This window comes from Pseudoalteromonas arabiensis, assembly GCF_001550155.1.
Classification (GTDB): Bacteria; Pseudomonadota; Gammaproteobacteria; order Enterobacterales; family Alteromonadaceae; genus Pseudoalteromonas; species Pseudoalteromonas arabiensis.
On record NZ_LRUF01000004.1, the window covers coordinates 46,354 to 60,385 of the forward strand.

15 protein-coding genes are annotated in these 14,032 nt (G+C 41.3%); all 15 read right to left on the reverse strand.

Annotation, left to right across the window (positions count from 1 at the left end; all coding sequences use genetic code 11):
- Nucleotides 1-34: 34 nt before the first annotated feature.
- From PAARA_RS00490 to PAARA_RS00560, 15 genes are read right to left on the reverse strand one after another with little or no spacing between them, the layout of a single operon-like run.
- Nucleotides 35-1,261, reverse strand: a complete 1,227-nt coding sequence (locus tag PAARA_RS00490) for a beta-ketoacyl-ACP synthase (RefSeq protein WP_062567123.1) — start codon at nt 1,259-1,261, stop codon at nt 35-37.
- Nucleotides 1,261-1,986 carry a 3-oxoacyl-ACP reductase FabG gene (gene fabG / locus PAARA_RS00495; RefSeq protein WP_062567124.1) on the reverse strand — a complete coding sequence of 242 codons (726 nt, stop codon included), beginning with the start codon at nt 1,984-1,986 and terminating at the stop codon, nt 1,261-1,263. Before fabG ends, PAARA_RS00490 begins: the two co-directional genes overlap by 1 nt.
- Nucleotides 1,986-2,438, reverse strand: coding sequence for a hotdog family protein (locus PAARA_RS00500; RefSeq protein ID WP_062567125.1), 453 nt, complete (start codon nt 2,436-2,438; stop codon nt 1,986-1,988). Before PAARA_RS00500 ends, fabG begins: the two co-directional genes overlap by 1 nt.
- Nucleotides 2,425-3,588, reverse strand: a complete 1,164-nt coding sequence (locus PAARA_RS00505) for a beta-ketoacyl-ACP synthase (protein ID WP_062567126.1) — start codon at nt 3,586-3,588, stop codon at nt 2,425-2,427. The genes PAARA_RS00500 and PAARA_RS00505 overlap by 14 nt, the downstream gene beginning before the upstream one ends.
- A gap of 2 nt (nt 3,589-3,590) precedes the next feature.
- Complete coding sequence (locus PAARA_RS00510; protein ID WP_062567127.1) at nt 3,591-4,142, reverse strand: DUF3261 domain-containing protein; 552 nt, start codon at nt 4,140-4,142, stop codon at nt 3,591-3,593.
- Nucleotides 4,130-5,371, reverse strand: a complete 1,242-nt coding sequence (locus tag PAARA_RS00515) for an NAD(P)/FAD-dependent oxidoreductase (protein WP_062567128.1) — start codon at nt 5,369-5,371, stop codon at nt 4,130-4,132. Before PAARA_RS00515 ends, PAARA_RS00510 begins: the two co-directional genes overlap by 13 nt.
- Before the next feature lie 3 nt (nt 5,372-5,374).
- Nucleotides 5,375-7,594: an MMPL family transporter gene (locus tag PAARA_RS00520; RefSeq protein ID WP_062567129.1), complete on the reverse strand. Its 2,220-nt coding sequence runs from the start codon at nt 7,592-7,594 to the stop codon at nt 5,375-5,377.
- The gene (locus PAARA_RS00525) at nt 7,591-8,103 is read right to left on the reverse strand and encodes an outer-membrane lipoprotein carrier protein LolA (RefSeq protein ID WP_167346326.1); all 513 of its coding nucleotides are present in this window, start codon (nt 8,101-8,103) and stop codon (nt 7,591-7,593) included. The genes PAARA_RS00520 and PAARA_RS00525 overlap by 4 nt, the downstream gene beginning before the upstream one ends.
- A 5-nt stretch (nt 8,104-8,108) precedes the next feature.
- On the reverse strand, nt 8,109-8,534 hold the full coding sequence (locus tag PAARA_RS00530) for an acyl-CoA thioesterase (RefSeq protein ID WP_062567131.1): 426 nt from the start codon (nt 8,532-8,534) through the stop codon (nt 8,109-8,111).
- Entirely contained in the window at nt 8,527-10,071 is a 1,545-nt protein-coding gene (locus PAARA_RS00535; protein ID WP_062567132.1) for an HAL/PAL/TAL family ammonia-lyase, read from the reverse strand. Before PAARA_RS00535 ends, PAARA_RS00530 begins: the two co-directional genes overlap by 8 nt.
- Before the next feature lies 1 nt (nt 10,072).
- On the reverse strand, nt 10,073-11,041 hold the full coding sequence (locus PAARA_RS00540; protein ID WP_062567133.1) for an LpxL/LpxP family acyltransferase: 969 nt from the start codon (nt 11,039-11,041) through the stop codon (nt 10,073-10,075).
- Nucleotides 11,041-11,778 (reverse strand): glycosyltransferase family 2 protein, encoded by a 738-nt coding sequence (locus PAARA_RS00545; RefSeq protein ID WP_062567134.1) that lies wholly within the window; start codon nt 11,776-11,778, stop codon nt 11,041-11,043. Before PAARA_RS00545 ends, PAARA_RS00540 begins: the two co-directional genes overlap by 1 nt.
- 3 nt (nt 11,779-11,781) lie before the next feature.
- Entirely contained in the window at nt 11,782-12,135 is a 354-nt protein-coding gene (locus PAARA_RS00550) for an ApeI family dehydratase (RefSeq protein ID WP_062567135.1), read from the reverse strand.
- Nucleotides 12,119-13,477: an AMP-binding protein gene (locus tag PAARA_RS00555; protein ID WP_062567136.1), complete on the reverse strand. Its 1,359-nt coding sequence runs from the start codon at nt 13,475-13,477 to the stop codon at nt 12,119-12,121. The genes PAARA_RS00550 and PAARA_RS00555 overlap by 17 nt, the downstream gene beginning before the upstream one ends.
- Nucleotides 13,467-14,030, reverse strand: a complete 564-nt coding sequence (locus PAARA_RS00560) for a COG4648 family protein (RefSeq protein ID WP_062567137.1) — start codon at nt 14,028-14,030, stop codon at nt 13,467-13,469. Before PAARA_RS00560 ends, PAARA_RS00555 begins: the two co-directional genes overlap by 11 nt.
- Between the last annotated feature and the right edge of the window lie 2 nt (nt 14,031-14,032).

A 14,032-nucleotide genomic window follows, 5' to 3' on the forward strand; every position in this document is an offset into this window, starting at 1 on the left:
GTTGTCGATAAATCTCATTTAACATTGCAGTAGGTTATGCCTGCCACTTCTTAAAAATCAGCGAAGTATTAATGCCACCAAATGCAAAATTGTTACTCATTATGTAATTAGTTTGTATGTCTCGGCCACGACCTTTTATGTAATCAAGGTCTGCACATTGACTATCAACTTGACTCAAATTGATAGTCGGTGCAAACCAACCATCATTCATCATATTAATACTTGCCCACGCTTCAATCGCACCACAGGCACCTAATGTATGTCCTAAGTAGCTTTTTAGTGAACTAATCGGCTTTTTACCAAGCGCATTATAAGTTGCATGAGACTCAGCAATATCGCCTTTGTCTGTTGATGTACCATGGGCATTGATATAACCAATATCATCTGCGGTAAGATTGGCATCGGTCATTGCCATATTAATGGCCACTTGCATTGTATCAGCAGTTGGTTGGGTTACATGCTGACCATCTGAATTACAACCAAAACCAACTAGTTCAGCGTAAATAGCTGCACCACGCGCAATTGCGTGTTCATATTCTTCTAAAATTAATGTCCCTGCCCCTTCACCGATCACAAGACCATCTCTATCTTGGTCAAAAGGACGGGGAGTTGTTTTCGCGGCATCATTTTTAGTACTGGTGGCATATAATGTATCAAATACAGCCGCTTCGGTAATACATAGCTCTTCAGCACCACCCGCTACCATCACTTTTTGACGTCCATACTTAATTGCTTCATACGCATAACCAATGCCTTGTGAGCCTGATGTACACGCTGAGCTCGTTGTAATAACACGCCCTTTTAAGCCAAAAAACACACCAACATTGACCGGTGCAGTATGTGCCATCATTTGAATATAACTCGTTGCTGTCACCCCCGTCATTTCGCCTGTTCGCATCATGTTTGCAAAAGCAAGTAGCGGCGGTGTTGACCCCGTTGATGAGCCAAAAGCGATGCCCGTAGAACCATCGGTTAAACTTGGGTGCTCTAAAAGTCCAGCCTGTTCAAGTGCAAGTTCAGTGGTGCGCGTAGACATCATAGCAACGCGGCCCATTGAGCGTACTTGTTTACGCTTATAATGACTAGGCTTTGTAAAGTGCGTTACAGGCGCAGCTAAACGTGTATTTAAATCAGCAGCACAATCCCATTGCGACATGTATTGAACTGCGTTCTCACCTTTTTTAAGCGCACCTTTAAACTCACCCCAAGTATCACCGAGTGCAGTAATTGCGGACATACCTGTAACAACAACGCGCTTCATTACACCATTCCACCGTTAACTGAGATAACTTGCCGAGTAATATACGCGGCATCTTCAGAGCATAAAAAAGAAACCGTGCCAGCCACTTCGCTTACCGCGCCCATACGCTTCAATGGAATCATTTTGAGCATTTCATCGACAGGTAAATCATCTGTCATTGCCGTTTCAATTAAACCAGGAGCCACACAATTGACGGTAATTTTACGCTTAGCAAGCTCTAGCGATAATGCTTTTGTGGCACCAATAATACCCGCTTTCGCCGCGCTATAGTTAACCTGACCACGGTTACCGGCAATCCCCGATACAGATGCCATCGTAACAATACGTCCCCCCTTACGTGTTTGCACCATAGGCATCACGGTTGGATGAACCACATTGTAAAAACCATCAAGCCCTGTGCGAATTACTTTATCCCAATCATCGCCCTGCATCGCTGGAAATGCCATATCATTGGTTATCCCAGCATTACAGATCACACCGTAGTAGGCACCATGCTCAGCAATATCTGATTCTATTTGTTCTTTTGCTAATGCTCTGTCACATACATCAAATTGTAATAAACTGGCATGCCGACCCAATGCGATAATCTCGTCGCACGTTTGTTTAGCTTCAGCCAAACCGCTTCGGCAATGTACGGCAATATCAAAGCCGTCGCCTGCTAATCGTAATGCGATTGCTTTACCTATACCACGGCTAGAGCCTGTCACTAAAATACGTTTTGTCATTAACTTTCTCTTATAAACTGCATTGGATCTTGTGGCTGAAACACATTGATTTTTGCTTCTGCTAATAGCGTTTCGTCGTGGTGAATTTGACACTCAAAGACACTTAATCCTGACTCTTCTTGATACAACTGTGTAACCGTTACCTTAAGCGTTTGCCCTTTTTCAAAGATCGGTGCATAGGTTTGGTATTTACGCGTACCAATTAGAAAACCTATTTGTACATCGTTCCCTTTATCTTTTGCCAGCGCACCCGCATATGCAGCAATGGTTTGTGCCATATATTCACAACCAATATAACTGGCAACCCCGTGTAAAGACGTGTTGTAAAATGGACTCTGAGGGCTAATATCTACCTCACAACAAGCACTCTCTTCAGTATAATTGGCAAGACGATTGAGCAAAATCATAGGCGCACTATGAGGTACAACCTGCTCAATTTTATAATTCTTCATTCAGATGTCCTAGTACTACACTGACATTATTGCCACCAAAGGCAAATGAATTTGATAAACAATGGCTAACCTTTACGTGTGTAGGCTGAGTTATCAGGCCAATATCAGCTAGTGTTTCGTCAGTTTCGATTTGATTAAACACCATACTCGTAAATTCAGGATAAGCTAAGTACAACCAGCAAAGGCCTGCCTCTAGCGCACCGGCAGCACCTAATGTATGACCCGTCAGATGTTTTGACGAACTGACTGGCGTATTGTTGCCAAACACATCATTGATTGCAAGTGACTCCATGGCATCATTTTGCGGTGTTGCGGTGCCATGCGCATTAATATATTGAATATCTGAGGGGTTAATACCTGCCTCATTCAATGCAGCTTTCATTGCTGCTATAGCGCCTGAACCATCAGGAATAGGCGCTGAGATATGATGGGCATCAGAGCTCTCTCCTCCACCTAGAAAAGCAACACTGTGATCACTCAGCTTTTCTTTACTCATTACGAAAAACGCCGCGGCTTCGCCAATATTGATGCCTTTTCTATCCTTACTAAATGGCTTACAGATATCATCACTGATTGAAGACAGTGAATCAAAACCGTTAATTGTAAGCTGGCAAAGACTGTCTACCCCACCACATATCACCACATCTGCTAAATCCGCACTCAATAAAGCGCGAGCACTTATCATCGCTTTTGCGCTTGAACTACAGGCTGTAGAAATACTGTAATTTGGCCCTGATGCATTTAGTTTCTTTGCGATATAGGCAGCGGGTGCAACTAAAGCTTGATCATAATAATCAAATTGGCTTGGCCACTGCCTACTTTCAGCTTGTACTTTTCTGGCTCTTTCGCCCTCTTGTATGGCAGCTGTACTGGTACCGATTACCACTGCAATACGTTCATTTGGGCACGTGATTTTTGCTAAAGTATCGGATAACTGTGCAAGGGCTAAGTCAATTAACTTATAAAAACGCATCGATTCAGATAAAGGTATCTCATTGACTAACCCCACACAGGTAGGTCGCTTTTCAAATGCCAGTGAAGTAACTTCTGTTAGTGTTTGCTTAGGCTGAGCACACACACTTTGCATAGTTTGCTCTTGCCCTACGCCCATCGCGCTAACAATTCCTAAGTCATTTAGCCAAAATGGCATAATTAATTAACCCTTTGAAAAATTATTGAGTAGTCTCGCTCGTAGTTAACAAGCTTGGTTTGACTGTCTAAAAATTGAATTTCGCTGATCAGCCGTTTTCCTTGGTAAAGGCGTCGTGTTGTCCCTTGCTCATCAATTACCAGGCCATAAAGCTGTGCATTAAGTACATCTATAGGCCAATGCACAAGCATAATGTCAGCCAAAATATAGCGTGGATCAACCCCACTAATCGGCAACATTTTTTCACTTTTGACCGCTCCTAACGGGGCTTTTTCGAGTTGAAAAATTGGCATGCCTTGCACCGTCATTACGACTAAATTTATACCCGTTTCACTGCTCAAATTTAACTGCGCTAACAGAGTATGTTGTTCTGTATTATGTTTTACTGTAAGCACTTGCTGCCAATTATCAACGTCTAGTGAAACTGGCGGATCCGATAGATAGATACCTGCGTTAGGTGCAAGATCAAGCCCTGTTTTAACTGCATACTCACTGGCACAGCTAACTAAAAATAAGCTACAAATTACAATGATATAACGCATTATTGCTGACATAACTCGACCAAGGTGTTTAAACGTTTATCGCTTTGTTTAACAAATGGGTTATCAAGATCCCACGCATAACCCGCTAAAATGGCACTGATCATTTCGCGTATTTGTTGATTTTGTTCACTATAAAAAATGACATCCTGAAATGAACCATTATACCAAGCACTCACATAGGTTCTAAAGCAATTGACGCCTTGTTGCAAAGGGATGCTGTACTGCTTTTCAAAATCAACTTTCTCACCCCGTAAATAGCTATCAACCAAAGGAGCCACCAATGAAGCTGATTTTAAAGCGATAGTGACACCAGATGAAAAAACAGGATCTAAAAACTCCCCCGCATTCCCCAGTAACGCAAAATGCTCACCATATAAAGACGACACATTCGCTGAATAACCTTTAATGGCACGCGCCTCACCCTTTACGACACGATTTGCCAGTAATTTACTTAAGTAAGCATCTTGTTCAATAAACTGATTTAAGCAAGTTAACGGTTCTTGCTGCTCAAACTGACTCGGTTTGCCAACCACACCGATGCTTGCTGTGCCATCGCTAAATGGAATAAGCCAATACCAAATATCTTTAAATTCGGGGTGAATATTAATGAGTATTTTCTCGCGGTCAAACTGCTCGTCGCGAATATTATCCTCAAAATGACTGAAAAAAGCCCAGCGCACCGGAAAGTTTGACGGTGTTTCTAAGTCAAGTAGTCTTGGTAACACTCGACCAAAGCCACTGGCATCGAGCACAAATCGGCCTTTAATTTGATACCTTTGCTGATTTTCATCAATAACGCTAAGTAGAGCACCATCTTCACAATCCGTGTAAGCTGATACACTATGTTGGTAGCGAATTTCTGCCCCCTGTTGCATCGCACCATCCGCCAAGCATTTATCAAAATCAGCACGTTTAACTTGAAACGTTGTGCCTGGGCCCGCACTGAATTTTTCTGTAAAGTCGATATGTGTATGCTGGCCACGGCGCTGAAACGCCGCGCCGTTTTTAAACTGAAAACCTAAATCTTGAGCCTGCGACTGCACTGCCTCTTCAAGGTTTGCTTCAGCTAAAAAGCGCATGCATTGGGGTAACAAGCTTTCACCTATCGAAAAGCGAGGGAAAACTTGTTGCTCCAATACCACAACACGCCACCCTTTTTTAACCAATAAACTGGCTGCCACGGCTCCTGATGGACCCGCACCAATGATAATCACATCTGCCTGTTGAATTTGTGTATTCACCTATTATTTTTCCTTATTATTAGGTAATGCAACACTAAGTGGTGCGAGTATATAAATACACATTAGCCCCACTAAAACCGTTAAACCAAAGCTAAAAATAGCGGGGGTTTTTGACACTGCGAGCATACCAAATACCCACATTGATGATGCTGCTGACAAACTAATTGCCAAAATATTGTTCGGTACCAGTTTATTGATTTGATAAAATACGAGGTAATCAATAGCTAACGCTAAAATCAATAAGCAGCCCAATAAGTTAAAAATCGATAATTGGCTTTGTATCGAACTGCACAGCAATAATACTGCGGTTAAAGTTAAAGCGAGTATCAAGCCTTGTTTGCATGCAGTTTTAAATCCAAACTTAAAGGTAAACAACAAAACAGCGAAGGTCATTGCAATCAGTAATGTGACTAATAATGACTGTGAGTAATGACTCAAGCCCTCAGTGATCAGCGCCACTTTATCATACACAATTAAATCGCTTTCGGCGGCTGCCCACTGTTTTAATTGCTGTTTTTCAACCCCTGTTACCATAAACCAACTGGCCGCAAATGAGTTGTTTATATACACTTGATTATGTATCAGTGGTGCTAGTGCTGAATCAAGTGCGGTCTCTAAAGTTAAGGTCGACTGGCTAAACTGCACGGGATTGGCGGTCATTTGGCTAACGATATTTATAGCAGCTTGATGGGTTAATAAATCCGCTTTATTCTCGCGTTGTCTATGAGTACTTGGTACAAGATCACTGAGCATCACAGCCTTGCCTTTATACTCATTAATTTTGCTTTTTAACGTTTCTTGCTTTTCTAAAAGTTGCTGTGCATTTTCAGCAAATAAAATCATTATCTGGCCATTGTCTTTTCCTAACAACGTCATGTGCAGTGCTTCGTTATCCATCAATGCTTTTGGGCTTGCATTTAATAGTTTTACATCATCATTTACTACTGGAGGTTTAAGTAGTGTAAATACACTTAACAGCACTAGTAGTCCTATTATTAGTGCTGTTTTATACTCGTTTACCTTCTGTAATTGCTTGCTAAGAGATGAAGTAAGATGATTAGCACTTTGACTCACTGCTAACCTGTTTTGCCAGTGGGGTAGTAAAAATCGCGTGCTAAACCAAGCAGTAACAAGCCCTGCAACAACAAATACACCGACTTGAGTTAACAGCTGAACGGGCGAGAAAAATAAACTTGCATACCCCATAGTCGTAGTCAGTAAAGAGAGCGCTAACGCAAGCTTGAGTCCACGACTAAAACCGCTTTTATGCTGCGTTAAATCAAGCATGCCATGAAATGCATAATCAATAGCAATGCCAATCAGTGTGACCGCAAATACAAGCGTCAGTACATGGATCTGATTAAATAAGCTAACGAGCACTATCGAGCCACCAAGTGCAGCACTGACCACAGTCACCGATGCAAGCCACAATGCATTCACTGATCTAAATACCCACACAACCATTATGAACAGTGCAATTAAGCTCAAGGAGCCAAATAAAGTCATTTCAAATTTTGCTTGTTTAGCATTTGCAGCGGTATGAAATAAAGCCCCTGAATAATGGACGGTTGTATTTGGGTACTGACTTTCTAATTGGGTAAGTTTAGTTAATATTTCATCATTTAAAGCGATTGCCTTATTAATCGAAAAGGCATTATTCGTGCTGTGAACAAACAAAAGTAAGTAATCTTCGCCTTGGTAGTTAGCTGTTATTCGGCCATCTTGTAATTCAAATTGTTGTATATTGGCTAAAACATGCCTCAAAAAACTTGCGGTACTAAGCGTAGGATCTTGATTGATAGTGCTAGATACAAAGGGATCAGCAATTTGGCTCAATTGCCCCAAATAATACTGCTCGAAAACTCTAGGTTCACGTAGGCTTTGTTGGTACTCGGGTGCCAACAAGTAACCTGCGTATTGGCCATAAAAATGGGCAAGGGTCTCAATCTTCGGCAGTGTAAAGCGCGGTTGAATGTTTTTGCCAGCGAACCAACTCACCATTTCGTCATAAGCTTGGGTATTATTTTCACCGCTAAACGAAAAGCTCAGTTGTTGCTTGTTTGCTGAAAAAAAGTGCTCTTCTACCTGTTGTAACCTTGGCTCCGACTTGGGCAGCAAGGCTAAAATGTCATTATTTAAAGCTGGTTGTTTTACCGCAAAAACAACAACTAACATAACAGTGAGTAAAGTTAGCCAAGATAATGTAATTGCCCACGCTTTCACTTTTGCTGCTCATTTTCAGTATATGAGAAACGCAATAAGGTAAAATTCTCATTTGGCTCTTGTAAGCGCACGGTAGTCACCTTATTAGCATCAAAACAAAGTTCAAACTGACTAAAAACGTGTTTTAGCAATGCTTGGTTAGGCAAGAGGATTTCGCAATTAGGCTCAACGCTTTTATTTATTGTAAATTGCTCTGCTAACGCCGCTCTGTCGTGTTTTAAAATTGCTCGTAGCAGGCTCACATAGGGCTCAGCCCCTTTTTGTAATTGTTCGTTTCCTTGACTGTCAAGAGTATATACTTGACCCTGTTTAATAAATAAAGTGCTTTTTACCGGTGATTGCACTTGCCACGTTAAGCCCTCTTCATTAAGTTCAAAAATGCCTTTTGAAATAAAGGGCTTGCTAAAGCCCTTAAAGTGTTTTTCTTGGCTGAATGAGCCATGCTCTATCACATTCTTAGCAAGAGCTGGCGTTATAAAAAACATACTACATAGTAGAAAAATGCTCATTCGCATTAGATCACCTTTTGTAATTTCTCATGCAGTACAGGCGGTGATACAAATTGCATCTCTTTGTTTTCTATATCAACCGCCACCTGAATAGTCGTCGCTTTCGTTAACTTTTTGCCCGTCGCAACATCGCTGATAATATAATCAATACGTAATCGCGTTTCATATTCTTTCAAATATGCATCAATCCGTATCTTTTGCGTAAACAATGCAGAACCCACATATTTAATATGCATATCAATAATTGGCCACGCATAGCCAGACTCCTGCATTTGCCCGTAATCATAATCAAATAAACGCAGCAATTCGCAACGTGCCACCTCTAAATAACGTGGGTAATTACCATGCCATACCACGTTCATAGGATCACAATCATGAAAAGGGATTTCAATTTCTACATAAGTACTCAATAAAGAGCCACGACTATGCATATAAACTCCAACGTTTAGTTTGAATAGCATCAACGGTAAAACGTAACACCGCCTCAAGTGGGCGATCTTCATCAAGCTGTGGGAAAAACTCACTAATGTCTTGATACATACTCTGCACTTCTGGGGTTAAGCTTGCGTAGTCAAGCTCACCGTTATTAATACGCAAACGTAAACCTTGAATACACGCTAACAATGTACTGGCAACCACTTGTTCGGTTAACTGCAGTACACGTAAACAATCACGTGCCGCAATAGTTCCCATGCTTACTTTGTCTTGATTATGACATTCGGTTGAGCGCGAAAACACACTAGCAGGCATGGTCAACTTTAATGCCTCAGCGGTATAGGCACTGGCACCAATTTGCACCGCTTTAAAACCATGATTAATATAACGACGTTCATCTGTACTTGCTGACAAGTTTGAAGCTAAGCCATTGTTGTAACGAGTATCGACAAGTGAAGCGATTTGTCTGTCTGCTAAGTCAGCTAAATTAGCCACCGCCGTTTTCATGCTATCCATTACCATTGCAATGTGGCCACCATAGAAATGACCGCCATGCAGTACGTGCTCACCTTCACCATCGATGATTGGGTTATCATTCGCCGAATTAAGCTCATTCTCGATCATTTGCCTAAACCAAGGGAGGCTATCTTGTAATACACCAATGACATGTGGTGCACAGCGGATTGAGTATCTATCTTGTAAGCGGTCAGCATTACGTGGGTGCTCTACATGGTTTAAGTCACCACGGATCCACGCGGCCACTTGCTGTTGCCCTGGGTGAGGTTTTACCGAAAACAAAATATCATCAAAATGATGACTATTACCTTTTAAAGCAAGACTGGCAAGCGCTGTAATTCGGCTGGTTAATTTAGCAAGATAATCGGCTCTATCGAAAGCAAGGCATGCTAAAGCAGTCATTACTGCGGTACCATTCATCACCGCAAGCCCTTCTTTAGGGCGAAGCGTTAATGGTTTTAAGCCAAGAGATTGCATAACCGCTAAACTGTTTTTAATTTCGCCTTTGTAATATACATCACGCTCTCCCACCATAGCGCCAGCGACATAAGAAAGCGGTGTGAGGTCACCACTGGCACCCACAGAACCTTCTTCGGGAATAACTGGCACGATATTGTGATTTAAAAAATCACGTAATAAATTGAGCATATCCCAGCTAACGCCTGAGTATCCTTGCGACAGTGATGCTAGGCGAGTCGCTAAAATAGCGCGTCCTTGCGTTAAGTTAAATGTATTGCCTAGACCACAACCATGAAATCGAGTTAGGTGAAGAGGTAGTTCATTAACCAAATCAAGGGGTACTTTTACAGTCACCGAGTCACCATAACCTGTGGTGACACCATAAATTACGCCATCGTCTTCTAAGAGTTTATCTAAAAATGCTACGGCACTGTCGATTTTTTTGGCAAATTGGTGATCTGAAGTTAATGCAACAGCCCCTTGTTGCAAGGCAATATGAACAATATCTTCAATCGATAAACGTTGCTCACCAAATAATGTAGTCGTGTACTCTGACACTTTAGTTCTCCTTGTTTTGGTCACGAGACACTTGCTCGTCATTTTGCCAAAAATCATAAAAATTAAACCATTGATATGGATAGGCAGCTGCGTAATAACTCAACCTTTGTGCATAATCGCTCACAATTTTTTGTAATGTTTGCTGTCTAGTTTTACGTGGCAGCGCTAGTTTGTCTGCGTATTTTTCAAATACCACCCGATAAACTCTCTTTCCACCGGCTAATTTATCTTTTAAACAGAACAAGTGAAAAACAGGGCAATCTAATAACGCAGCGAGTATAAAAGGGCCCTGTGAAAATGGCGCTGGTTTTCCTAAAAAGTCAGCCTCAACCACACGTCCGGCTGTTGTAGTACTGGTTCTATCTCCTACAATGACAACGATTTCGCCTTGCTCTACTTTATCTTTGAGCATAATCGCCATATCCGGTCCAAGATCAGTGACTTGAATTAAGTTAATGCCTACATCAGGGTTTATACTTTTTAGTAATTTGTTAAATTCGACCGCATGATGAGTAAATACCAATACATTGATGACTTTGCGATAGCGATGCTGACTAAGCGCACGACAGACTTCTAAATTACCCAAATGTGAGCCAATAAAAATAGCCCCTTGCTGTTGCTCGTCAAGCTCTTTAAATAATGTCTCATTAGTATAGATAATATCGCTTTGCTGAATACGACCAAGCCAAGCATCAATTTTATCAAACGCACTGTCAGCAAAAGAACGAAAGTGGCGAAAGCTGTCACGCCATGTAACCGCTTTATGGTTACCATTTACCTTACGTGCTTGAGTTAAAAATGCATAAGATGCTTCACGAGCTGTTTTACCTGTTAAAAACAAATAAAACACAACTGGAAACAATACGAACCATAAGCCTGAACGGCCAAAAACACGATAGCAAATTAATAAAATTTGCATACCGAGCCAATTGCCACGCTCTTGCATTTTAGACCAGTGCTTAACAGCCATCAGCCAACCACCTTACGCCAAAGTAGCTTAGGTGAACGCAGTAACATGCCGAAGAATAAACGCGTATGCAGCCAAGAAATACCCACGTTATCGTGTAAGGCTCGAAAGTGAGATACGCCATTTTCGGGGTAGATCACCTGCGTTGGCAAGAAAGTAACCTTCACACCTTGCCAATATAATCTAACTAAAATTTCGATATCAAAGTCCATGCGTTTGCCTAACGTCTGTTTAGACATTAAATCTTCAACAGCCGAAAGTGGATAAACACGAAAGCCACACATAGAATCAACAATATCAAAGCTTAAAGTTTCAACCCACACCCAAAAATGAGTAATGTAGCGACTCAAATAACGGTGTTTTGGCACAGAGCTATCATAAATAGGGCAGCCACTGATCACATTGTTGGGTGACTCATTACTCAATTCTATCAACCTACTAATATCTGCTAACGAGTGCTGACCGTCCGCATCAACTTGAATCGCATGACTAAAGCCGTGCTTATGTGCATACATTAAACCGGTTTGAACAGCACCGCCCTTACCTTGATTTTGAGCATGGGTGAGCAAAGTTAAAAAATCGTACTCGGCGTCAAGTGCTGAAAATACTTGTTTCACACTTTCGTCACTGCCATCATCAACCATAATAATCGGCAATTGTAATGCCTTTAGCTCATCAAGTACCGCAGCGATAGCATGGGTGTGATTATAATTTGGAATAACAATACAAAACTGGTTCATTGTTTAATCACAAAATACGATTCGGCCAGATGCATGCTGCCCTTTATCTGAGGAATAACTAAATAAGCATTTGCCTTTTGCATTGCGTTCTAGGCTTAAGTTAACCGTCATATCAGGCGTAGTAACCACTTGAAATTTCAATATTTCTAGATTTTTTACTAAAGAGCCAAAACCAAGGTATTGCTGCGCATATTTAACGGCCCAATCTAACTGTACGACCCCTGCTAAGATAGGCGCATTAGGAAAATGTCCACGAAAATAATCTAAATCAGCCGTTATCGTTAACGCTAAGCTGACGCTATCTTTTGCTTGTGATAAAACGCTCACCTGTGGCGTAACATTATTCAGACTTGGCAAAGTACTGCTCCAATATTTTGATGCTTAATTTAGCTTGGCTGTTAAAAGGAAGCGCATCGATATAGCGCCATTTACGTGGCAGGCATATGCGTTCAAACCGATTAGATAAATAATTTTGTAAAGTACGATTTATGATTAGTTTCCCTTGTTTAAGACGTTCACTATTTCCATCATCTGTTAATACAACAACAGCACCTATTTGTACTCTTTTCGCGGGTAAAACAACAACTTTAGCCTCTTTCACCCAAGTATGACTTACTAAATAATTTTCTAAGTCATCTAGATTAAGCCGTTTTTCTTCTATCTTGATTGTCCTATCAATACGGCCTAGCAATTTAAATTGACCATTGCTATGCACGTGTGCCCTGTCATCTAGCGCAAAGCCAGATTGCTCTAGAATATAAGAGTCGAGTATTAAACGGCCTTCTTGATTAATTGATAAATAATTACCGCTAAAAGGCTGCCATGGAACCTCAACCGCTGCTTGAGTAACTTGCCTATAAGCAATGCCGCCCGTTTCTGTACTGCCAAAAACTTGTGTGACTGGACGAGCCAATTGATTAAAAAGCGTCTCTGCGTGCTGATTATTTAACGGACCACCCGATGAGAAAAGCCACTTTATGCGTGCTCGCTCGGGTATCAGTACATTGTCTAAGCATAAGCGTCCAAGCTGTGCGGGGCTGGAAACTAACACGGCTTGTTGGGTCTTTTTCAGCTTTTGCACTATGTGCTCTGGGTACTGGATTTGTGTGCTATCAATAATGTGCCCTTTTGCCAAGGGCCAAAGCAACCTAAATAACAACCCATAAATATGCTGATGTGACACCGTTGCTAAAAATGTAAATTGCCCTTGTAAATCAAAGGCCATAGACAACACTGACAGCTCACGATTTAACACTCGCCATGGCTTAACAATCGGCTTGGATTGGCCAGAAGAGCCTGAAGTATAAAAAATCACCGCCGTGTTTGTTGGCCACTGTAACTGAGTTAGGGGTGTAGGCGCGCAAGACGCTTGCTGCTCAAGATTAGTAATCGCAGACTGCGTATCTAAATCTGCAGTATCTCCTGCAAATACCGGGGTTTGAGCCAACAACAAGCGTAATGTTTCAGGCTGGCCATTGGGCGGTAAAATTACATTATGCCCAGCACAAGCAAGTGCAAACAACCGAACGGCAAATTGATAAGTATCAGGGTGAAATAAAACGACATGACATGGACTTTTTAACGTATGTAATTTCGCTTTAAAGGCCGCTATGTCAGCAAAAAACTGCTGCTGGTTAACGATTTTATCTGAAACAACAAAAGCACCGCTTGGGTGAAATTGTAAGTTATTAGCCAACATTATTTTTTACCTTTTGTCGGATCAACCACTCAACTAGCATTAAACCAGCGATAAGTATGTATGCGATTAAACCATTGTAAAGCGTCCACACTGATAACGAGGTGAATAGACATGTATATAAAGCTACTGAGGCGTTAAGCAGGAAAAATATGCTCCATACTTTCGTCACTTGACGCGTGTAACGTACACCGTTTTCATCAAGATCACCTTCCTTTAACCGCGCTAAACTCTCTATAACTGGAGGCCCCTTTTTTAGTGAATATAAAAAAGTAGCTGCCATGACGCTGTTAATTATCACAGGATAAAGCTTTAATCCTAATTCGCTATTAAAAACCTGTGTTACCACTAACGCCACAATTGCTAGTAAAGAGGCTGGTTTTATCCATGGCATTTTATTCGCTAAGCGCTTGCTAAGTATCAATCGTAAAATTAATAAAGCAATCAGTACTAGACTAACCTGCTTAATTGAACTGTGCTGCAAACCAAAATACACAATGAATGGGTATAAAGATAAGCCGATGATAATTAACGTAGTGGTAATTGCTTTAAGCATGT

What these genes read in the sequence shown, in the direction of transcription:
- PAARA_RS00490 (WP_062567123.1), bottom strand. Translation starts at nt 1,261, where the DNA reads ATGAAGCGCGTTGTTGTTACAGGTATGTCCGCAATTACTGCACTCGGT.
- fabG (WP_062567124.1), bottom strand. Translation starts at nt 1,986, where the DNA reads ATGACAAAACGTATTTTAGTGACAGGCTCTAGCCGTGGTATAGGTAAA.
- PAARA_RS00500 (WP_062567125.1), bottom strand. Translation starts at nt 2,438, where the DNA reads ATGAAGAATTATAAAATTGAGCAGGTTGTACCTCATAGTGCGCCTATG.
- PAARA_RS00505 (WP_062567126.1), bottom strand. Translation starts at nt 3,588, where the DNA reads ATGCCATTTTGGCTAAATGACTTAGGAATTGTTAGCGCGATGGGCGTA.
- PAARA_RS00510 (WP_062567127.1), bottom strand. Translation starts at nt 4,142, where the DNA reads ATGTCAGCAATAATGCGTTATATCATTGTAATTTGTAGCTTATTTTTA.
- PAARA_RS00525 (WP_167346326.1), bottom strand. Translation starts at nt 8,103, where the DNA reads ATGAGCATTTTTCTACTATGTAGTATGTTTTTTATAACGCCAGCTCTT.
- PAARA_RS00530 (WP_062567131.1), bottom strand. Translation starts at nt 8,534, where the DNA reads ATGCATAGTCGTGGCTCTTTATTGAGTACTTATGTAGAAATTGAAATC.
- PAARA_RS00540 (WP_062567133.1), bottom strand. Translation starts at nt 11,041, where the DNA reads ATGGCTGTTAAGCACTGGTCTAAAATGCAAGAGCGTGGCAATTGGCTC.
- PAARA_RS00545 (WP_062567134.1), bottom strand. Translation starts at nt 11,778, where the DNA reads ATGAACCAGTTTTGTATTGTTATTCCAAATTATAATCACACCCATGCT.
- PAARA_RS00555 (WP_062567136.1), bottom strand. Translation starts at nt 13,477, where the DNA reads ATGTTGGCTAATAACTTACAATTTCACCCAAGCGGTGCTTTTGTTGTT.
- PAARA_RS00560 (WP_062567137.1), bottom strand. Translation starts at nt 14,030, where the DNA reads ATGCTTAAAGCAATTACCACTACGTTAATTATCATCGGCTTATCTTTA.